Origin of the sequence: Variovorax sp. N23, from assembly GCF_025486315.1 — a bacterium.
In the GTDB taxonomy this organism is placed as follows: Bacteria; Pseudomonadota; Gammaproteobacteria; order Burkholderiales; family Burkholderiaceae_C; genus Variovorax.
Window position 1 is genome coordinate 56,720 of sequence record NZ_JAOOPY010000011.1, and the last position, 20,196, is coordinate 76,915.

Annotated in this window: 19 protein-coding genes; 10 read left to right on the forward strand and 9 right to left on the reverse strand. The window is 70.7% G+C overall.

Annotated elements, in window-relative coordinates:
• Window positions 1–8 precede the first annotated feature (8 nt).
• A complete protein-coding gene (locus tag N8A90_RS16935; protein WP_262076142.1) occupies window positions 9–1,322 on the reverse strand; it encodes a cytochrome P450 in 1,314 nt (437 codons plus the stop codon).
• Window positions 1,323–1,386: 64 nt separating this feature from the next.
• Between N8A90_RS16935 and N8A90_RS16940 the strand changes: the two genes are divergently transcribed.
• Window positions 1,387–2,055, forward strand: coding sequence for a 4'-phosphopantetheinyl transferase family protein (locus N8A90_RS16940; protein ID WP_262076143.1), 669 nt, complete (start codon window positions 1,387–1,389; stop codon window positions 2,053–2,055).
• Between the two features lie 74 nt (window positions 2,056–2,129).
• A complete protein-coding gene (locus N8A90_RS16945; protein WP_262076144.1) occupies window positions 2,130–2,921 on the forward strand; it encodes a phosphocholine cytidylyltransferase family protein in 792 nt (263 codons plus the stop codon).
• Here the strand turns inward: N8A90_RS16945 and N8A90_RS16950 are convergent.
• From N8A90_RS16950 to N8A90_RS16980, 7 genes are all read right to left on the reverse strand, one after another.
• A complete protein-coding gene (locus N8A90_RS16950) occupies window positions 2,907–3,722 on the reverse strand; it encodes a nucleotidyltransferase family protein (RefSeq protein ID WP_262076145.1) in 816 nt (271 codons plus the stop codon). The genes N8A90_RS16945 and N8A90_RS16950 overlap by 15 nt on opposite strands.
• A 1-nt stretch (window position 3,723) precedes the next feature.
• Window positions 3,724–4,866 (reverse strand): dATP pyrophosphohydrolase, encoded by a 1,143-nt coding sequence (locus tag N8A90_RS16955; protein ID WP_262076146.1) that lies wholly within the window; start codon window positions 4,864–4,866, stop codon window positions 3,724–3,726.
• 6 nt (window positions 4,867–4,872) lie between these two features.
• Complete coding sequence (locus N8A90_RS16960) at window positions 4,873–6,081, reverse strand: CDP-alcohol phosphatidyltransferase family protein (protein WP_262076147.1); 1,209 nt, start codon at window positions 6,079–6,081, stop codon at window positions 4,873–4,875.
• Window positions 6,078–7,145: an LptF/LptG family permease gene (locus tag N8A90_RS16965; protein WP_262076148.1), complete on the reverse strand. Its 1,068-nt coding sequence runs from the start codon at window positions 7,143–7,145 to the stop codon at window positions 6,078–6,080. The genes N8A90_RS16960 and N8A90_RS16965 overlap by 4 nt, the downstream gene beginning before the upstream one ends.
• Complete coding sequence (locus tag N8A90_RS16970) at window positions 7,142–8,332, reverse strand: LptF/LptG family permease (RefSeq protein ID WP_262076149.1); 1,191 nt, start codon at window positions 8,330–8,332, stop codon at window positions 7,142–7,144. Before N8A90_RS16970 ends, N8A90_RS16965 begins: the two co-directional genes overlap by 4 nt.
• A 22-nt stretch (window positions 8,333–8,354) precedes the next feature.
• A complete protein-coding gene (locus N8A90_RS16975; protein ID WP_262076150.1) occupies window positions 8,355–8,798 on the reverse strand; it encodes an HIT family protein in 444 nt (147 codons plus the stop codon).
• A 61-nt stretch (window positions 8,799–8,859) separates the two neighbouring features.
• On the reverse strand, window positions 8,860–9,753 hold the full coding sequence (locus N8A90_RS16980) for a metallophosphoesterase family protein (protein ID WP_262076151.1): 894 nt from the start codon (window positions 9,751–9,753) through the stop codon (window positions 8,860–8,862).
• An 82-nt stretch (window positions 9,754–9,835) separates the two neighbouring features.
• On the opposite strand from N8A90_RS16980, the gene N8A90_RS16985 reads away from it, so the two are divergent.
• The 7 genes from N8A90_RS16985 (at window position 9,836) to N8A90_RS17015 (ending at window position 17,686) form a co-directional block, all read left to right on the forward strand.
• Window positions 9,836–10,975 (forward strand): CDP-alcohol phosphatidyltransferase family protein, encoded by a 1,140-nt coding sequence (locus N8A90_RS16985; protein WP_262076152.1) that lies wholly within the window; start codon window positions 9,836–9,838, stop codon window positions 10,973–10,975.
• A complete protein-coding gene (locus N8A90_RS16990) occupies window positions 10,972–11,904 on the forward strand; it encodes a hypothetical protein (RefSeq protein WP_262076153.1) in 933 nt (310 codons plus the stop codon). Before N8A90_RS16985 ends, N8A90_RS16990 begins: the two co-directional genes overlap by 4 nt.
• 29 nt (window positions 11,905–11,933) lie before the next feature.
• Window positions 11,934–12,707 carry a DUF3108 domain-containing protein gene (locus N8A90_RS16995; RefSeq protein WP_262076154.1) on the forward strand — a complete coding sequence of 258 codons (774 nt, stop codon included), beginning with the start codon at window positions 11,934–11,936 and terminating at the stop codon, window positions 12,705–12,707.
• Window positions 12,708–12,889: 182 nt separating this feature from the next.
• A complete protein-coding gene (locus N8A90_RS17000) occupies window positions 12,890–13,918 on the forward strand; it encodes a fatty acid desaturase family protein (RefSeq protein WP_262076155.1) in 1,029 nt (342 codons plus the stop codon).
• A complete protein-coding gene (locus N8A90_RS17005; protein ID WP_262076156.1) occupies window positions 13,915–14,937 on the forward strand; it encodes a diacylglycerol kinase family protein in 1,023 nt (340 codons plus the stop codon). Before N8A90_RS17000 ends, N8A90_RS17005 begins: the two co-directional genes overlap by 4 nt.
• Window positions 14,938–14,996: 59 nt before the next feature.
• A complete protein-coding gene (locus N8A90_RS17010) occupies window positions 14,997–16,748 on the forward strand; it encodes an ABC transporter ATP-binding protein (protein WP_262076157.1) in 1,752 nt (583 codons plus the stop codon).
• A complete protein-coding gene (locus N8A90_RS17015; protein WP_262076158.1) occupies window positions 16,745–17,686 on the forward strand; it encodes a lysophospholipid acyltransferase family protein in 942 nt (313 codons plus the stop codon). The genes N8A90_RS17010 and N8A90_RS17015 overlap by 4 nt, the downstream gene beginning before the upstream one ends.
• Before the next feature lie 21 nt (window positions 17,687–17,707).
• Here the strand turns inward: N8A90_RS17015 and N8A90_RS17020 are convergent, their stop codons facing one another.
• Window positions 17,708–18,199, reverse strand: a complete 492-nt coding sequence (locus N8A90_RS17020; protein ID WP_262076159.1) for a VOC family protein — start codon at window positions 18,197–18,199, stop codon at window positions 17,708–17,710.
• Between the two features lie 255 nt (window positions 18,200–18,454).
• Here N8A90_RS17020 and N8A90_RS17025 point away from each other — a divergent pair, with 255 nt between their 5' ends.
• Entirely contained in the window at window positions 18,455–20,173 is a 1,719-nt protein-coding gene (locus N8A90_RS17025; protein ID WP_262076160.1) for a M30 family zinc metallopeptidase, read from the forward strand.
• Window positions 20,174–20,196 lie beyond the last annotated feature (23 nt).

Genomic DNA, 20,196 nt, shown 5'->3' on the forward strand with positions numbered 1-20,196 from the left:
GGTGCCGCTCAGCGGCGCGACACGAGCCGCATCCGCAGGGGATGGCGCGTGCGCAGGTTGATCTGGAACTCGGCCTCGGCGGGGTCGGCGTCGACGGGAACCAAGCGGAAGCGCTCCGCCACCATCGTCAGGTGGGTCGCCATCTCCGCCATCGCGAAACCCGCGCCCACGCAGAAGCGCGGGCCGGCCGAGAAGGGCAGGTAGGCAAAGCGGTGCCGGCCCGCCGCTGCGTCGGGCATGAAGCGCGCGGGAAGGAATGCCTCGGGGCCCTCCCACTGGGAAGCGTCGCGGTGCAGCAGGTAGGGGCAGATGAAGATGTCCGTCCCGGCCGGGACATGGTAGCCGCCCAGGGTGTCGTCCTGCAGCGCGCGGCGGCTGAAGAGCCACACCGGCGGGTAGAGCCGCAGCGCCTCCTGCAGCACCTGTTCGACGTAGTCTGCGGACGCGAAGGGGGTCGCCAGGGCCTGGTCCGGCACGGCTTCGGCGGGCGCGGCGTTGCCGATCGCGGCGTGCAGCGCGGCTTCGGCCTCGGGATGCCGGGACAGCAGGTACCAGGTCCAGTTGAGCGTGCTGGCGGTGGTTTCATGGCCGGCGACGATGAGCGTCATGACCTCGTCGAGGAGGGTTCGGTCCGGCATCGGCTCGCCGCTGGCCTTGTCGCGGGCCTGCATCAGCATCGAGAGCCAGTCGGACTCGACGCGCGCTTCCTGCCGACGCGTCTCGATGATGGCGCGCACGAAACGCGCGAGGCCGCGGAACCGGGCCGCGAACTGCAGATCGCGCCGGCTTTCTTCGGTCAGCAGGTTGAAGGGGCTGCCGCCCTCGGCCTCGACCAGGCGGTCGAAGTCCTGGCTGAACAGCGCGCGCAGCACGATCTCGAGGGCGACGCTGCTGAGTTCATGCGTCAGGTCGATGGGGTCGCCGCTGTCGGCGTGTGCCTGCCAGCGTGTGAGCAGGTCCGCGTTGGCTCGTTCGACGACCGGCGCGAAGCCGCGGATGGCCTGGCCCTGGAAAGCGGGCTGGATCATGCGGCGCTGGCGCGCCCACAAGTCGCCGTCGCTGACGATCAGGCCGTTCCCGAGCAGCACGCGCACACGTTCGAGGCCCGCGCCCTTGACGTAGTTGCCGCGGTTGGTCAGCAGCACGCGGCGGATGTCTTCGGGATCGTGGACGACGAGGCCGTCGCCGGCACGGGTCAGCGATGGAACACGGCAGATCGCGCCGTAGCGCGCGCGCAGTTGCTGCAGCACCGGCAAGGTCTCGTCATTGGCGTCGAGGTCGTAGCCCTCGTGGGGGCCCGGCGCCAAATTACCCTGTGCCATAATCCAAAATTGCCCTTGGTGCTGAGCCTTCGATTATGTCATGTGCGCGCCAAACGCTGCGTCCATGCCCATCTCCGTTCTGATCGCCAACGACTCCGTGCTTCCCGTGGCGCTCGAAGCGGCATGGATGGCGGCATTGCCGCCGATCCGGCGGACACAGATGGCGCGCTGGCCCAGTGCCCGGGCGCGGCATCGGTCGCTGATCGCCAGCCGTCTGCTGTGCGAAGGGCTTCGGCAGTTCGGTCACCTCGGTGCCCTGCTGGCTTCCTTGCGCTACACCCCACGCGGCCGGCCAACGCTCGATCTTCCGATCGACTTCAGCATCTCCCACTGTGAAGGGCGCGTCGTCTGCGCCGTGTCGACGGATGGCCCGATCGGCGTCGACGTCGAGGCGATCGGCGCGCTGACGGCCGAGGACTTCCCGCGCTTCCTCAATGACGGCGAGCGTGCCTGGGCCGGTCGCGATCCGCGGCGCTTCTACGCCGTCTGGACGCGCAAGGAAGCGGTGGCCAAGGCCGCCGGAGCCGACAGCCTGGCCCAGCTTCGCGACATCGATACTCGGCCGGCGGGTGAGGGCGCTGCGTTCGCCGGCCAAGTCTGGCAGACTTCGGCGCTCGAAATGGGGAGCGCCCACGTGGCGCACCTCGCGCTCCGAGACCGGCACGCGCCCTGGTGCGCGACACAGGTGTCCCGTGCCTGGCTCGAACGCGACCTTTGCATCGATCGGCCCTGATTCCCCGGCTCGCATCGCCGCCGAATCGCCGATTCATCCCCATCGTCTCTCCTTTTTCTGATTGGTGAATCAACGTGTCCAGACCTGAGCGTGCCCTCATCCTCGGCGCCGGCCAAGGCAGTCGCCTGCTGCCGCTGACCGAACAACTTCCGAAATGCCTGCTCGACCTGGGCGACGGGCGCAGCATGCTCGAATGGCAACTGCGCGGACTGGTCGAAGCGGGCATCGGCGAGGCGGTCGTCGTGACCGGCTTCCGTTCCGACCTGGTCGAGCAGGCGTTGCAGCGCATCACGCCGGCCGGCATGACGGTGCGCACGCTGTTCAACCCCTTCTACAAGCTGGCCGACAACCTCGCGAGCTGCTGGATGGCCCGTGCCGAGCTTCGAGCCCCCTGCCTCATCCTCAACGGCGACACCCTGTTCGAGCCGGAGATCGCGCGCCGTCTGCTCGCGGCGCCCGCAGCGCCGATCACGGTCACCATCGACCGCAAGCCGGGCTACGACGCCGACGACATGAAGGTCGAGGTCGACGGCGATCGCCTGCGCGCCATCGGCAAGACCCTGTCGGCCGACCGCGTCAACGGCGAATCGATCGGCTTCCTGCGCTTCGAGGCCGAGGGCGCCGCGCTGTTCGTCGCCGAGCTCGAACGCACCATGCGCACCGCCGAGGGCCCGGGCCTGTGGTACCTCTCGGCGATCAACCGCCTGGCGAGCGCTGGCGCAGACATCCGGGTGGCCTCGATCGAAGGTCTGCAGTGGGGCGAACTCGATTTTCCGGCCGACCTGACCTACGTCCGGACCTTGGCCGCCGGCTGGCTCGGTGCCGGCGCGACACCGCAGACCGCGCAGGTTTCAGCGGCCGCCTGAGGTGCAGGACGGGCCGTTCAGGCCCTCGGCCGCCACCATCCGGCGCACCAGGTCCAGGTCCGCGGCCTTGTCCACGTCGATCGCGGCGCGCCCGTCGCGCATCGACACCAGTGCGAGCCGGGCTCCGCCGGACAGCGCGCCCAGCCGCCCGGCCGCCGCCGCCGAGCTGAGCCAGCCCAGCCGATAGCGCAGCGCGAACAGCCAGCCCAGGCGCTGCATCATGCGCAGCGGCTCCTTGCGCGCGCGCTCCATTTCACCCCAGAACGCGATCGCGCCGGCCGCCTTCGGTCGTGCCAGCAGGAACAGGTTGCAGCCCGAGAAATCGTCGTCCGAGAAGCGCAGCCAGGTGCGCCGCGTGGCCGGCGCGGCTGCCTCGACGGCTTTTCGCGGTGCCAGCGCCGCGGCCACGTCGGCCTCGGGCGGGCAGGCGGCCAGGAACTCGGCGATCCATGCGGCCTGCAGCAGCGCGTGGTCGGCGGTGGTGACGAGCAGGGGCGTGCCTTCGCGCGCGAGCGCCGCTGCCACGGTCGCGCTGGGGCCTTCCTGCGTCGGCATGGTCGTCCATGGCTTGCTGCAGACGGCGGGCTGCAGGCCGGGCAGGTCCTCCAGCAGCGCAGGCCGGTCGATCGCGATCACGATGCGCCCGATGGCGGGCGCCGCCACCAGCGCCGCGACCACCCGCTCGATCATGGTCGTGCCGCCGATCTCGATCAGCGCCTTGTGGCTCACGCCGGCGTAGTCGGCCAGCGGATCGCCGCCGGGCCGTGTGCCGGCGAGCACCAGCGCGGTGAGTCCGGTCATGTCAGGCGGCGGTGGCGCTGGCGCCGAGTGTCTTCTCGTACACGCGGTAGGTCTTGTACGGCGCGGCGCCGAGCGATTCGATGATGTGCCGCATCGGTCGGTTGTCCTCGAGGATCCACGACAGCTCGACCTGCTTCACGCCCTTGGCGCGCAGGCCCTGGCGCATGGTGTCGATGGCCAGGAAGGGCGCGATGGCGCCGGCCAGCTCGCCGCTGATGCTGCGGCTGATGCCCATCAGCGGCACCCGTGCCGTCTTCGTGCCGCGCTTGAGCCGCAGCATCAGCTTGGCCCAGTTGAAGGGCAGCAGCCTGCCGCCGAAGTCGGCGATCATCTCGTTGAGGTTGGGCAGGGCTATGCCGAAGCCCACGGCCTTCCCGTTGAGTTCGACGATCGCGACGCAGGTCGGATCGATGAACATCTTCAGGCTCTTGGCCATGTGCGCGATCTCCGCCTCGGTGAACGGGATGAAGCCCCAGTTCTGCGACCACGCGTCGTTGAAGATCGCGGTGACCGTGTCGAACTCTTCCAGGTAGCGCTTGGTGTCGAGGTTGCGCACGGTGAGCGCCGCCGGCTTGCGCGGGCCGATCATGCGGCGCGCGGCGGCCGGCATCTCGTGCTCGATGTCGTAGAGGTAGGCGATCGTGTCCTTCGCCTTCGCATAGCCCTCGGCCTCGACCCGCGCGCCGACGTAGCGGGCGTCGTGCCCCATCAGCATCATCGGCGGCGTGTCGAAGCCGTCGACCAGCAGGCCGGTCTCTTCGTTGATCGACAGGTTGAAGGGGCCGAGCACCTTCGTCTTGCCGCGCGCGGCGAGCCAGTCTTCGGCGGCCTTGAAGAGCGCCGCGAAGACTTCGGCGTCGTCCTCGGCGCAGAGCATCCCGAAGTGGCCGACCAAAGGGTCCTTCACCAGCTTGTCGATCTGTGCGCTGATGCGGCCGACATCGCGCCCGTCCTTGCGGGCCAGCCAGAACTGCGTCTCGGCGTGCGCGAAGTAGGGGTTCTTGCGCGGCGACAGCGCCTCGCGTCGCTCCATCATCAGCGGCGGCACGAAGTGCGGGTCGCGTGCGTGGATCTTCGAAGGCAGCTGGATGAAACGGTCCAGTTCCGCCGGTGTGCGCACCGGAACGATGTCGAGCGTGGTCATCAGACTTCAAACAGCCGGGCGGGCCTTGTTGCGTGCGAGGAAACCGAGCCAGATCGTGCGAACGCCGTGCCAGGCGAACGTCAGACCTTGCCAGGCGGTGACGAGGACCAAGCCGGCCGGGCCGGCGCCGATCAAGAGCGCGAGCGCCATGATCGTCATGGTGATGTTGCGCCGCGCGATGAAGCTGCGCACCCGGCCGTCCAGCCTTGTCGCCGCATGCAGCGCGAAGCCGAGACGGGCCTTGGCGATGCCCAGCACGATGCGGTCGCCCAGGTAGAAGACGATCAGCCAGACGGCCGCCGCGTAGAGCGGGTCGTCCATCGACCGCCCGCCGAGGCCCCAGGCCCAGGCGAAGTACCAGAAGGGCGGGTGCACGATGTCCAGGCCGTGGTCGAGCACGTTGCCGATGGCCGAATCGGTGAGCGTCACGCGCGCGATCTTGCCGTCAACGCTGTCGAGCACGCTCATGCCGTAGGCGCACAGGAAGCCCAGCAGGAAGTCGCCCCGCGCGAACAGCGGCACGGCCGCGACCGTGAGGATGATCGACAGCACCGTCACGGTGTTGGGGTGGATGCCCCAGCGCGTGCACAGCCGCACCAGCGGCCACACCAGCGGCGGGTAGACCCAGCGCGTGAGCAGGTCGGTCGAGCCCTTGTAGTTGTCCCAGAACATCTGGCGCTCGAGTCGGCGCCGCGTGGCTTGGTCGTTCACCGCGTAGATCCAGTAGGGCAGCGAGCGGCGCAGCTTGTTGACGTAGGCGGGGAAGTCCTGCTCGTCGTAGGGCGCGATGCGGCCGGCGGCCAGCAAGGTGTCGGCCACTTCGCGCAGCGTCTGTGCGCCGGCCGGGATGGCGTCGGTCAGCGTCGGGTCGAGGCGCAGCACGACGGCGCGTTCGGCGCCCTCGCCGCGGGCGGCGACGCAAGGGCCCGCGCCGCGCAGCAGCACACCGATCAGCCTCGGGTCGACCGCGTTGCCGCCGTCGATGGCGACCAGCGCGCCGCCGGCCAGCGCCTGGCGCAGGCGCGTGCCCAGCGGGGCGGTGTCGACGTCGGTCTTCGCGGCGGGCCAGGCGGTGCGCCCGGCGTCGATGCCGGACAGGACGACCTGCGTCCCGGCGTCGAGGTGCTTCACGCTGCGGCGCAGGCGCTCGACCGGCGGGATGCCGTAGAGAGGTTCGGCGCGGGTGGCGCCGGTGGTGTCGATCCAGAGATTCATAGGCGTTCGGAGGCTCGCAGTTGCAGGAGGCCGATCGCGGCGAACAGCACCGGCGCGGCGAGAGCGATGACCAGGGGCGGCCAGCGGGCGGCGAGCCCCAGGGCCGCGACGATCCCGTCGCAGAGAAGAAAGCCCAGGCCGAGGATCAGCGCCATCGCCATTCTCGACGCACCGCCGGTGCCGCGCGGCAGCGACACCGCCGTCGGCAGCGCCAGCAGCAGCATGACGAAGATCGCTAGCGGCGCGGCGTACGAACGGTACAGCACGCTCTGGTAGTAGCGATGGGGCTGGGTGCCGGTGCGGGTGCCGGCGATCACCTCGGCCAGCATGGCGGTCGAGAGGTTCGGCCGCGCGACGTCGAGCCGCAGCACGTCCTCGGGCCGCAGGTTGGTGTCCCAGGCGCGCTCGGCGACCTGGATGCGCTCGACGCGCCTGTCCCCGTAGACGAACTCGTCGACGCCCTGGAGCCGCCAGGCCTTGCCGTCCCACCGCGCCTCGGTGGCGGTGAGGCGGCTCTTGAGCAGGCCCTGGTCGTCGCGGACATACAGCCGCACGTCGATCAGCCGGCGGCCATCGGGGCTGGTGCTTTCCATCGACACCGTGCCGCCGGAGGTGTGCGCCCATCGCTTGGTCGGCGTGTCGTCGGCCGGCGCGCTGGCGCTCCACCATTCCTTCAGGCCGTTCTCGGCGGGCGGCAGCACGCGGTCGGACAGCACGAACTGGGCGACGGCCAACACCGCGGCCAGCGGCATCAGGTAGCCGAGCAGCCGCATCATGCTCAGGCCCGCCGTGCGCATGGTGGCGATCTCCAGGTTGCGCGCCATCGTGGCCAGCGCCATCAGCGTGCCGAGCAGCACCGCGGGCGGCAAGGCCATCACCAACTCGGCCGGCAGGCGCAGCAGGCCGTAGTAGACGATGCCGAGGAAGCCCTGGTCGCGCTTGAGCACGTCGGTGGTGACGTCGAGCAGCTCGAGCACCTGCATCAGCGCCGTGATGACCAGCAGCAGCACGAGGATCTGCGTGCCGACGCGGCGCCGCAGGTACGAGGCCATCGCGCGGTTCATGGCGCCGCCTTCGCCAAGTTGTTCAGGCGCCGCGGCTTGAAGCGTTCGATCAGGCGCTCGAGCACGCCGACGGTGCGCGACACCGGGTTGTCGCCGGGCCAGGCGAGGCTGCCGCGGAAGATCCACAGGCTCAGCAGCGCGAACAGCAGGAAGGGCGTCCACACCGCCAGCGCGGCCGGCAGGCGGCCGCTCTCGGCCAGGCTCTTGCCGAACTGGAGCGTGTGGTTGAGCAGCAGCAAGGCCAGCGACGCGAAGACCACGCCCGGCGTGCGCCGGCCGCGCTTGGACGCCATGCCCAGCGGCAGCGCCAGCAGCGGCAGCAGGGGCGGCAGCAGTGCGCGGGCCAGCCGGCTGTGGAATTCGGCCGCCGAGGCGGGGTCGCAGGCCGTGCACATCGCCTGCCAGAGTTCGGGCAGCGTGCGTTCGCTGGCCGATTCGCCGCGATCGCGGTAGGGCGCGCGTGTCGGCGAAAAATCTTCCACGAAGCCGTCGACGAAGCGGGTGGTGGAGATCGCACCGTCGCCCGTCTGCCGCACCCGCATGCCGTCCTCCAGCTTGAGGCGCAGCTTGCGGGTGTCCGGGTTGCTCTCGAGCTGGCCGCGCACGGCCGTCGTGATTTCCTCGATGCCGCCCTGGCGTCGTTCCATGAAGACGCCGGTGAAGCGACGGCCGCTGTCTTCGACCCGGTCGGCGCTGAAGCTGAAGCCGTGGGCGATGTCGATGAAGCGGTTCTCCTCGATCTTCGCGTCCCAGTTGGTCTGCAGCACCGCGTCCATCTTCACGTGGTAGTCGTAGCGCGCCAGCGGCTGCAGCCGCCCGAAGAGATAGAGGTTGAACACGCTCAGCAGCAGCGCGAGAACGAAGTAGGGCGTCGCGATGCGCGCGATCGAGCGACCGGTGGCGAGCATCGCGTCGAGCTCGCTGTCGTCGCCCATGCGCGCTGCGGCCATGAAGATCGCGGCGGTGAACGCCACCGGCAGCGCCAGCCCCAGGTAGTGCGGCACCAGGTCGGCCGCCAGGAACAGCACGCTGGCGATCGATGCGCCGGTGGAGGCCGCGATGTCGAACAGCCGCAGCAGCCGCTGCAGCATCGTCGCCAGCAGCATGGTCGCCAGCGCCGTGAGCAGCGGCACGGCGAACAGGCGCACCGCGTAGCGGTCGAGCCGATCGAACGAGAGAAAACGCAAAGGACGATGCCTCGGAGAGCGATCAGGCAGCGGTGCGCTGCAGGGCCTCGCGCAGGGCCGCGCCGAGGCGGGCAGTCGTCGTGGCGTCGAGCGTGACGGCCGCCTCCAGCGCCGGCGGGCCGGGCCAGCCGGCGTCGGGGAAGGCCACGCCGTCGAAGCTGCGCGAACCGTCGTAGCGCGGGATGACATGGAAGTGCACGTCGGGGTCGACCATCATCAGCATGAGGTAGTTGATCCGCTCGTAGCCCACCACATCGTGCAGCGCGGCCTCGATGCGGCGGACCATGCCCTGCATCTCGGCGAAGGCTTTCGCGCTCACGTCGGCGAAGGCCTGGACCGGCTCGCGGCACACCAGCACCAGCGCGCCCAGCGTGGGCTGCTTCGGGCGCAGCAGCAGCGTCCAGCAGTCCGTCTGCGCGAGGCGTGTGGCGGGATCGCCGAATTTCGTTTCAGTGGCATTGGCCATCGCAGTCGTCCAGGGTCGTGTTTGCTTGTGCTCAGCGGGCGACATTCTCGCCTGAGTCGCTTCAGCGAGCGCGCGGCAGGGCCAGCGCATAGGCGCCGTCCGGGACGAAGGCCTCGGCCTCGCTCGACCAGCGGCGCACCTCGACCTTCACCTGCGGGCCGTTGGCGCCGTCCATCAGCCTCAGCCGGTGCCAGAGCGCGCCCTGGTCCTTCGGATTCGGCACGGCCGACGACGAGGGCACGCACAGGCACGGGATCGGCAGCGTCGGCCCCGCCACCACGTCCATGCGGGCGTCGCGCGCGTGGCCGTGCAGCACCAACTCGGCGCCAGCACGCCGCAGCACCGCGCGCAGCGCCGGGGCATCGGCCAGGGCCTTGCGCCAGCCGATCGCGCCCACGGCCGGCGGGTGATGCAGCATGACGATGCGGGTCCGGCCGGCTTTGCCTTCAGCAATCAGCAACTGTTCGAGGCGTGCGAGCTGCGCGTCGCCGAGCCGGCCGCGAGCCAGCAGCGGCGCGGTCGGCAGCGCCGAGTTCAGCCCGATCAGTGCGATGCCATCGCGGTGATGCACGAAGGGCCAGCCGTCGTCCGCGCGGGTCCAGCCCTGCCAGAGCCCCAGGCCCTGCGCGTGCGGCACAGGCACCAGCGCGTCGTGGTTGCCCGGCACGAGGCTGATGCGCTCCGGCGGCGCCAGCGCCGTGAGCCAGCGCGCCGCCTGCTCGAATTCGCCGGGCAGCGAGAAGTTGGTGATGTCGCCGGTGACCAGGATGTGGTCGACCGCGTGGGTGCGCAGGTCCTGCGCGAGCGCGTCGAGGATGTCGGTGCGGTGCAGGGCCCGCCGCCGCTGCCAGGACCAGGCGCTGAGCTGGCGCTTCGACAGGCGCTGCCGCGGCGATAGCACGGGCTCGAAGGGGAGGTGCAGGTCCGACACGTGGGCCAAGGTCAATCCGCTCATCGATAATCGCCCGCTGCTTCTTTTCTAGACACTTCGCTTCGATCATGCCAAAACTCCATACCCCGCGCGCCGGGCTGTCTTCATGAGCGCCAATACGGCGCCCACCCAGCGCGTTGCGGGGATCGTCGTTGGCCAATCGCCCTTGCGTGTCTGGGGGCTCACGTCGGAGGCGCGCTTGCAGCGCCAGTTCGCGCGCGCCGGCATGGCGGCCACGCCCGCCGATGCGGACCGCGTCGTGCTGCTGCGGGCCGACTGGGTGTTCGACGAGGCGCTGGTGCGCGGCCTCGCGGGTGCGGCGGACGACGTCGCCCTGCGTGTCGGCGAGGGCGAGGGCGATGGCGAGGTGGTCGCACTGTCGGTCGCGGCCGCGCATGCCGCCGAAGCCGCCACGCGGCTGGCCGAGCGGCAGGCGCTGGCTGGTGCGCGCAGCGTCTCGCCCGCGCAGATCGCCGACGGCTACAACGACAAGCTGCGCAAGCGCGAGCCGCCCTACCTGCTGCCGCTGACCGCAGAAAGCATGGACGCCATCGAATGGCGCACCTTCCGCGGCGCCTACAAGGGCGTGACCGACCTGGTCACGCTCTACGCCTGGCCGCGGCCGGCGCGCTATGTCACGCGGCTGTGCGCCGAAGCCGGCATCACGCCGAACCAGGTGACCTCGCTCAGCCTGGTGCTGGTGCTGGCCGCCATGTGGCTGTTCTGGACCGGGCACTACGGCTGGGGACTGGCGGCCGCCTGGGGCATGACCTTCCTCGACACGGTGGACGGCAAGCTGGCGCGCGTCACGCTCAATTCGTCGCGCTTCGGCGACTTCTTCGACCACTCTATCGACCTCGTCCATCCACCGTTCTGGTGGTGGGCCTGGATCGTCGGGCTGTCCGCCGTCGGCCTGCCGCTGACGCATGCCGCGCTGGCGCTCACGGCGATCGTCGCGGGCTATGTGCTGCAGCGTCTGGAAGAAGGCCTCTTCATCGCCTGCTTCGGCATCGAGATGCACGTGTGGGAGCGCTTCGACAGCCGCTTCCGGCTCATCACCGCGCGCCGCAACCCGAACCTGCTGCTGCTGACGGCGTCGCTGCCTTTCGGCCGGCCGGACCTGGGCATCCTCGCCGTGGCGATCTGGACCGTCGCCTGCCTGGCCGTGCATGCCGTGCGGCTGCTGCAGGCCGCCGTGGCGCGCCGGCGCGGTCCGCTGCGCTCTTGGCTCTCCGCCCCGACGTGAGCGACGAACTGCGCGCGCTGATCGACGACGAGCTGCGGCGCGCGGTGCCGCCCGCCGTCGTCACGCTGGCCGAGCGGCTGGCCGCGCGCGCGCAGGGCGGCGCGGCCGCCGTGCTGTTCTACGGCTCGGCCCTGCGGGACAGCGCGCTCGACGGCGTGCTCGACTTCTACGTGCTGGTCGACCGCGCCCGCGACTGGCCGGGGCCGTGGCTCGCGACCTGCGCCAACCGCCTGCTGCCGCCCAACGTCGGCTACCTGGAAGAAACCGTCGACGGCCGCAGCCTGCGCGCCAAGTACGCCGTGATGACGGTCGCGCAGTTCCGGCGGGCGATGTCGGTGCAGCGCCTCGACACGACGCTGTGGGCGCGCTTCTCGCAGCCGTGCGCCTGCATCCATGCGCGCAGCGAGGCCGACCGGCTCACCATGCGCGACGCGGTGTGCGATGCCGTCGTGGCTGCCGCGCACTGGGCGGCCATGCTGGGGCCGCTGCGCGCGGCCCCGATCGCCTACTGGCGCGCCCTGTATGCGCGCACCTACGCGGCCGAGCTGCGGGTCGAGCGCAGCAGCCGCGGCGCCGACCTGCTGGCGCACGACGGGCCGCGCTACGCGCGCCTGCTGCCGCTCGCGTGGGAGGAGGGCGGGCTCGCCTTCACCACGGCACTCGACGAAGTCGCGCCCGTGCTGGCGCCGGACGCACGCGCCATCGCCGAGTGCCGCTGGCGCGTGCGTCGGCGGCTGGGCCCCCTGCTGAACCTGCTGCGGCTGCTGAAGGCGGCCCTGACCTTCGACAACGCCACCGACTACGTCGCGTGGAAGGTCGAGCGCCACAGCGGCTACCGGATCGAACCGACGCCGTTCCAGCGGCGGCACCCGCTGTTGGCGGCCCCGGGCATCTACTGGCGGTTGCGACGACTCGGCGTGCTGCGCTGAGAATGGGTGGATCTCCACCGCCCTTGCCCATGTCCCTTCTTCCCTCGAATTTCTCCCGGCGTCGGATCGCGCTGTGCGCGGCGGTCCTGCTGGCATCCGTCGCGGCATCCGCCGCCGAACCGGGCGCTGCGCCGCCGGCCGGCGATGCCGACGCCCAGGTCTACCCCACCCGCATCGCGCGTTCCTTCACCGTGCTCTACCAGATGCAGCGCGGCGGCATCCGCGGCAGCGGCGAGTTCGCGTGGAAGCGCACCGGTGACGCCTACGAGGCGCATCTCAAGGGCACGGTCGCCGGCCTGGCGCTGATCAACTGGGCCAGCCGGGGCGGCTTCGACGCCGCGGGCGTGGCGCCCGAGCGCTATGTCGAGAAGCGCCTGACCAAGTCCGCCCGCGAGGCCACCTTCGTGCGGAGCGAATCGAGGATCGATTTCTCGGGTTCCGCGCCCGACATCCCGCTGGTGCCGGGCGCACAGGACCGCGTGAGCTGGCTGGTGCAGTTGCAGGCCATCCTGGCGGCGGACCCGGCCAAGGCGAAGACCGGCGGGCGGATCGTGATGCCGGTGGTGGGCGTGCGCGGCCGTGCCGAAACCTGGATCTTCGAAGCCACGGGCGCCGAGAGCATCAGGACCCCGGCGGGTACCCTGCGGACCCAGAAGCTGACACGCGCCCTGCGCAAGCCCGACGACACCCGGGCGGAGGTCTGGGTCGAGCCGGCGCGGCAGTTCCTGCCGGTGCGCATCCGCCTCACGCTGCCGCCCTTCGACGCGCCGCTCGACATGACGCTGGCCGACGTCAGCGGCTGACCGGCTTCCTCCGGGACGCGGGGAACTGGAGCCCCGGTCGGGGGCTTGCCGCAACCGGTATGCTTGCGCCCCCTCCCGATTCCTTCCGCAGAGCCGTGACTGCCACTTCCATCCCCCTCGACCGGGCTCCCGCCGCCTCCGCGGCTGCACGAAATTTCGCATGGCGGGGACAGGCGCGCACGTTGATCGACGAGCTGTTCGAGCGCTCGCCGGCCATCTACTGGACCGACTTCCTGCTGAGCACCGGCATCGGCTGGGCGCTGACGGCCGTCTATTTCACCGCCGAGCCCTGGAGCGCGGTGCAGATCGCGTCCTTCATCGTCGCGAGCCTGCTGTTCTTCCGCTCGGGCACCTTCATCCACGAGATCATCCACATGCCGAACCAGCAGATGGTGTGGTTCAAGCGGGCGTGGAACCTGGCGCTGGGCATCCCGTTCCTGATGCCGTGGATCCTGTACAGCAACCACATCGAGCACCACAACCACCGCCGCTTCGGCACCCCGTCGGACGGCGAATACCTGCCGCTCGGTTCGTCGCCGGTGAAGGAAACCCTCAAGTACCTGGCGCAGGCGCCGCTGCTGCCGCTGTTCATGCTGGTGCGCTTCGGCGTGCTGGGGCCGCTGTCGTGGCTGCACGGCGGACTGCGCCACTGGGTGCTGACGCGCGCATCGGCGGCGGTGTCGAACCCGTACTACAGCGAGCGCTTCCCCAAGCGCTTCGAGAAGCACCTGAAGATCGTCGAGGCGCTGTGCTTTCTCTACATCGCGGCGCTGGCCGTGCTGGTGTGGCGCGACGTCATCAGCTTCAAGCACGTGGCCATGGGCTACCTGCTGCTGGCCTTCACGCTGGGGCTGAACTGGGTGCGCAACCTGGCCGCGCACCGCTACGTCAACGACGGCACGCCGATGGACCTGGCGGGCCAGGTGGAGGAATCCATCAACATCACCGGCCAGACCTGGCTGACCATCGCCTTCTTCCCGGTGGGCCTGCGCTACCACGCGCTGCACCATCTCTTCCCCGCGCTGCCGTACCACAACATGGACGAGGCGCATCGCCGCCTGATGGCGAACCTGCCGGCCGATGCGTCGTACCGCCTCACCAACCGCGACAGCTTCTTCGCCGCCGTGCGCGAACTCTGGCAGTCGGCCCGGCAGACGCCGAACGAGCAGTCGGCGATGCGCGCGTGGCTGCCGCGGTCCGACCGATCTTGAACGCCGGTGTGCCCGGGCTGATGCCCGTGTTCGAGTCGCTCGACGCGCTGGCGACCGCGTCGCAGCCGCCGTGCCTCATCGTCAACCCGCTGAGCTTTCGCGCGTCGCGCGGCCTGGCCGAGCAGGCCCAGGCCGTGGCGAAGTCGCAGGGGGCCGAGGTGGTGGTGGTCGACGGGCCGGCCTCGCTCACGGCCGCCGTCGAGACCATCCTGGCCCGCCGCCAGCGCCACGTGATGGTGCTGGCCGGTGACGGCACCGTGCGCGCCGTGATCGACCAACTGGCCAGCCTGCCGGCCGGTGCCTGGCTGCCGGATCTGCTCGTGCTGCCCGGCGGCCGCACCAACCTGACGGCCGCCGACCTCACACCGGGCATGGATGCGCTCACCGCACTCCAGCGCGGCCTCGCGGCCATCGCCGCCAAGCGCTGGGACGCCGCCATGGTCGAGCGCGCCACCCTGTGCATCGAGCAGACGCCGGCGCCGGCGCGTTACGGCCTGTGGGTCGGTGCGGCGCTGATCGACGGCGCGATCCGTCGCACGCATGCGCACCGCATCGGTGGCGACGGCGCGCTGCGCACCGGCCACCTGAGCACGGCGTTTTCCTTGCTGCGCCTCGCGGTCCTGGCGCTGCGCGGGCGTCCCGGCCTGTCGTGCCCCGATCTGCACATCGACGCCGGGGCACTCGGCCGCCTCCAGGGCAAGGTGAGCCTGCTGCTGGCCACGACGCTGCTGCACCGCCGGGGCCTGTTCGACCCGTATGCGACGCGCGCCGACGGCGGCATGCGCCTGACGGCGGTGTCGCGCCACGCCGCCGGCTTCTACCGTTCGCTGCCGCGTCTGCTGACGGGGCGCTTCTCGCGTTCGATGGACGTGGCCCACGGCTTTCTCAGTGGCGGCTGCGCGCAGGCCGAGATCACCGGCCTCTGCGGCTATTCGCTCGACGGCGAGGCCTACGACACCGACCCGGCGCGCCCGGTCGTGATCCGTCGCGGCCCCTCTCTTCGGTTCTTCGCAACATGAGCGCCGCCCGGCCGCCCGAAGGCGCTCAGCACCGCAGCCCGCAGGGCGGAGGTTATCCAATGAGTGGCGAACCGACCGCCGCGCGCGCCCGCGGCGCGGTGCCGATGATCGGCGCCTTCGTGCGTGCCTACCCCGGCCGCAGCGCGGCCGCGCTCGCCGCGGTCTTCGTCGCCGGGCTGCTGGACGGCCTCGGCATGTCGATGCTGCTGTCGATGCTCACGCTCACGACCGCCAACGACCCGGGCCGCAAGCCCTCGATGCCCGAGCAGGTCGCCACGCGCATCGCCGACGTCCTGGGCTTGCAGCCGACCGCGCCGGTGATGCTCACGCTGGCGATCGCGCTGATCGCGTTGCGCGCCGGCCTCACGCTCGTGGCCAACAAGCAGGTCGGCTACACGGTCGCGCACATTGCTACCGACCTGCGCCTGGCGCTGATCCGCGCGGTGATGGGCGCGCGCTGGAGCCACTACCTGCAGCAGTCGGTCGGCCGCCTGTCGAACGCCGTGGCGACCGAGGCGCAGCGCGCGTCCGAAGCCTTCCAGTACAGCGCCGAGATGGCGGCGATGCTGCTGAACTCGCTGATCTACATGGGCATCGCGCTGGCGATCTCCTGGCAGGCGGGCGTGGCCACGGCCATCGCCGGCGGCCTGCTGCTGACGCTGCTGCACACGCTCATCCGCAGTTCGCGCCGCGCGGGCCAGCACCAGACGCAGCTGCTGACCTCGCTGCTGTCGGCCATCGGTGCGCAGCTGGCCGCGGCCAAGCCGCTCAAGGCGATGGCCCGCGAGGACCACGTCGATGCCCTGCTGTCCGACCAGATGAAGCAGCTGCGCCGCGCGCTGCGCCGCCAGGTGGTCAGCCGCGAAGCGCTCAGCGCGCTGCAGGACCCGCTGCTCGCCATCATGGTCGGCACCGGCTTCTTCCTGAGCCTGGTGCTGCTGAAGATGCCGCTGGCGTCCGTGCTGGTCATGCTTTTTCTGCTGGCGCGGGTGGTGAGCTACCTCTCGAAGACGCAGCGCGCGTACCAGCAGATCGTGGTGCGCGAGAGCGCCTACTGGGCGCTCATCGACGGCATCGACGCCGCGCATGCGCAGGCCGAACCGAAGGGCGGCGACCGCACGGCGACGCTGGCCGACGGCATCGCCTTCGACGGCGTGCGCTTCCGCCACGGCGACGGCCGGGTGGTGCTCGACGACGCGTCCTTCACCATCCATTCGCGCGAGCTGACCGTCATCGTCGGCCCTTCGGGTGCCGGCAAGACGACCGTGCTCGACCTGGTGGTCGGGCTGCTCCAACCGGAGGCCGGCAGCGTGCGCGTCGACGGCGTGCCGATGCCGGAGCTGGCCCTGCGCCCCTGGCGGCGGCAGATCGGCTACGTGCCGCAGGATTCGGTGCTGGTCAACGAATCCATCGCCTACAACCTCGCGCTCGGCGAGCAGGATCTGAGCGAGGCCGACCTGCGCGACGCCCTGCGCGCCGCCGATGCGCTCGACTTCGTCGACGCCATGCCCGAGGGCCTGCAGACCCGCGTGGGCGAGGGCGGCTCGCGCCTGTCCGGTGGTCAGCGTCAGCGCCTGGCCATCGCGCGGGCGCTGGTGCACAAGCCCAGTCTGCTGGTGCTCGACGAGGCCACCAGCAGCCTCGACGCCGAAGCCCAGGCCGTGGTGATCGACACCGTCAAGCGCCTCAAAGGCAGCCTGACGATCCTGGCCGTGGCGCACCAGGGCCTGCTGATCGACGCGGCCGACCGCATCTACCGGCTGGCCGATGCGCAGGTGAGCCTGGTGCGCGGTCCGCAGGAGAAAACATGAGCGACGCAGAACGCCCGGTCGACCTCGGTCGCCGCCTGCGCCGTGCGCGCCGTCGGGCGCTCTTCCTCGGCCTGCGCACGGTGCTGCGCGTGGCCGGCTTCCAGCGGGTGCGTGCGATCGGCCGGCTGACGGGCGCGCTGCAGTACCGGCTGGCGTGGCGCCAGCGGCGGCGCATCGCGCACGACATGGCGCTGGCGCTGGGCAAGCCGCCCGGCGATCCATCGATCGCGCCGCTGCTGCGCGAGGCCTACCGCGTGAACAACACCGCCGTGCTGGAAATCCTGGCCATGTTCGACCAGCGCCAGGATGAAGACGAACTCATCGCGCGCTGCGAGGTCGACGGCCTCGACCACCTGCGCGCCGCCATGGCCGGTGGCCGCGGCGCGATCCTGCTGGCCACGCACATGGGCAATGCCGCGCTGCTCACCGTGAAGCTGGCGCGCGCCGGCTGGGGCGTGAGCGTGGTCTACCGCGAGGCGCGGATGATGTCCGCCGGCCTGCTGCAGAACGGCCTCGAGCAGTACGGCATCGAAGGCATCCTGGCGAACACCGGGCTGCGTGCCTATGCGCAGATGGTCTCGGCGCTCAAGCAGGGCCGCATCGTCTTCGTGATGATGGACCAGGGCGTGCAGCAGGCCGAGACCGGCCTGATGCAGCGCTTTCTCGGCAAGGACGCCGCCATGCCGGCCGGCCCCGCGCAACTCGCGCGCGCCGCGCGTGCGCCGCTGCTGCCGGTGGCCACCACGGCGGCCGAGCCGGTCTGGCGCTTCGAGATCCAGCCGCCGGTGCCGCTGGGGCAGGGCTCGCTGGACGCGGACGTCGAGCGCCTGGTCCGGATCACCGAGCAGCAGGTTCGCCAGCACCCGCAGCTGTGGAGTTGGCACCACCGGCGATGGCGCAAGCTGCGGCCGGCGACGACGCCCCGGACACCGTCCTGACGCCGCGGCCTTCGTGGCCGTTCAGGGCGCCGCCGTGCCCCCTCTTGCCGCCTCGATCGTGGCGACGTCGATCTTCCGCATCGTCATCATCGCGTCGAAGGCGCGCTTGGCCGCTGCGCGGTCGGGGTCGGCGATCGCGTCAGTGAGCGCGCGGGGTGTGATCTGCCATGACAAGCCCCACCGATCCTTGCACCAGCCGCAATCGCTCTCCTGGCCGCCGTTGCCGACGACGGCGTTCCACAGGCGATCGGTCTCGGCCTGATCGTCGGTCGCGATCTGGAACGAGAACGCCTCGCTGTGCTTGAAGTGGGGCCCGCCGTTCAGCCCGATGCACGGGATGCCGGCCACCGTGAACTCGACCAGCAGCACGTCGCCCTGCTGGCCGTCGGGGTAGTCGCCAGGGGCATGGTGCACCTTGCCGACGGCGCTGTCGGGAAAGGTCCTGGCGTAGAAGGTGGCGGCATCGACGGCGTCACCGTCGTACCAGAGGCAGATCGTGTTCTTGCTGGCCATCGTGTGTCTCCTTCGGGGCCGGCGCGGGCGGCCATCGTCGAGCCGCAAGGCACCCCTGTGCATTTGTACCTGAAAACGCGACTTGCGCCGAGCCGTGGCCTCCCCAGGCTGACCACCCCTTCAAGCATTGCTGCTCGCTGCCGATAGCCGGGTAACGCCACGCGCCCGGTGTGCGGCCTGCAGAGCTTTGCTTCGCTTTGTCCACGCCGTCCGGGCACCTCACCCGCACCGGAATCGCCGGACAAGGACACGCCCATGCTTCGCAGACTTCCCCATTCCCTTCTTGGCGCGATCGCGTCCCTGACCGCTGCTGCCGTGCTCACGGCCTGTGGCGGCGGTGGTGGGGGCGGCGGCGATGGTGGTGGCTCGGGCGGCGCCAGCGCCCCGCCGGTGGCCGCGGTCGACACGCCGTCGCCGCTCACTGCGGCCTGCACGAACTGCGGTGCCATCGACGGCAGCACCTACGCCGGTGCCGGCACCGGGGTGTGGCAGGTCTCGAACGACACGTCGCTGGCCAAGGACTTCGTGCTTTCCATCAAGGGCCTGACGGGCCAGCTCGTGACGCTGGTCTTCACCAACGAATCGGCGCAGGAGGTCGTGATGCCGTCGCTGCAGATCCTGTCGTCGTCCACCACGCTGGCGCCGGCGCTGAGCAAGTCGATGGCCGGCGGCAGCGATGGCGCCGACGCGGGCACGGCGTTCAACGCCGACGTGGCCAACTTCAACCGCGACGGCTTCGCCCGGCTGCTGAGCACGCCCGCCGCGGCCGGCAGCATCAGCGCGAAGCTCTCCGCACTGTCGGCCCCGTCGGCGCCTGCCGCCACCTACACGGTGGGGCAGCAGCGCACCGTGTACCTGCTCGACCGGTCGCAGCGCACCGTGCAGCTGGCGGGCCAGCGCGCCACCGGCGACGGTACGGTCGTCAACGTGTGGGTGGAGACGAGCGAACTCAACCCGTCACGCGTGTCCGCGACACTGAGCGACCGCGTGCGCGATGCCTTCGCCGGTGCCGGCGGCATCTACGACATGCTGGTGAAGGTCGGTGGGCCCTTGTGGGGGCCGCACGGGCACACGGAGCTGCTGTCCGGCAGCGGCCAGCCGATCGACATCTTCCTCGTCAACTTCGACCGCAACGGCCAGCCTTACGGCATGGGCGGCTACTTCTGGGGTCTGAACAACTTCAAGACGGGCGCGGGCCAACTGGCCTACAGCAACGAATCGCTGAGCATGTACATGGACACCGAGACGATGTACCTCGACGGCGACCGTGGCCTGCGCCAGGTCGTCACCGCGCTCGCGCACGAAGGCATGCACATGCAGAACTTCTACCGCCGCAGCGTCAGCATGGGCTCCCAGTTCGCCTTCGACGACTGGCTCGAGGAAATGTCGGCGCTGATGATGGAAGACTGGGCCAGCTACGCGCTCGACACCAGCCACAACGCCATCCGCGATGGGCGCCTGCCGTACTACCTGAACTACCGCGGCAGCGGCAGCTACAACTGCGAGCTGACCCGCTGGGACCCGATGGGCACCGTGTGCGAAAGCTATGCCGTGGTCGGCTCCTTCGGCGGCTACCTGAACCGCCAGTTCGGGCTGGGCTTCTTCCAGTCGGTGCTGCGCAGCACCGGCCTGACCGACTCGGCCGCCGTGCTCGAGGCCGCGATCAAGGCCCAGCGCCCGGATTCCGGCATCGGCCAGGAACTGCGCCGCTTCTCGTCCGCTGCGGCCGGCCTGGTGCCGTTGAGCGCCGGCGTCGCCGGCTACAGCATGCCCACGCGCAACGACGACGGCCTGCAACTGGTGGCCATGGACCCCGCCGTCCTCGGCGAGTCGGGCCGCGGCCTGCCGGCGGCGGTCCCGTCGATGCTCAAGGGCTTCGCAAGCTTCCCGGTGTCGCGCTCGCGCCTCTCGGGCACCTACAAGGAAACGGTGCGCGTGCCGCAGGGCAGCACGCTGACGGTGGTCATCCGCTGATCGCCGCCGGAGGGCAGGAGCGG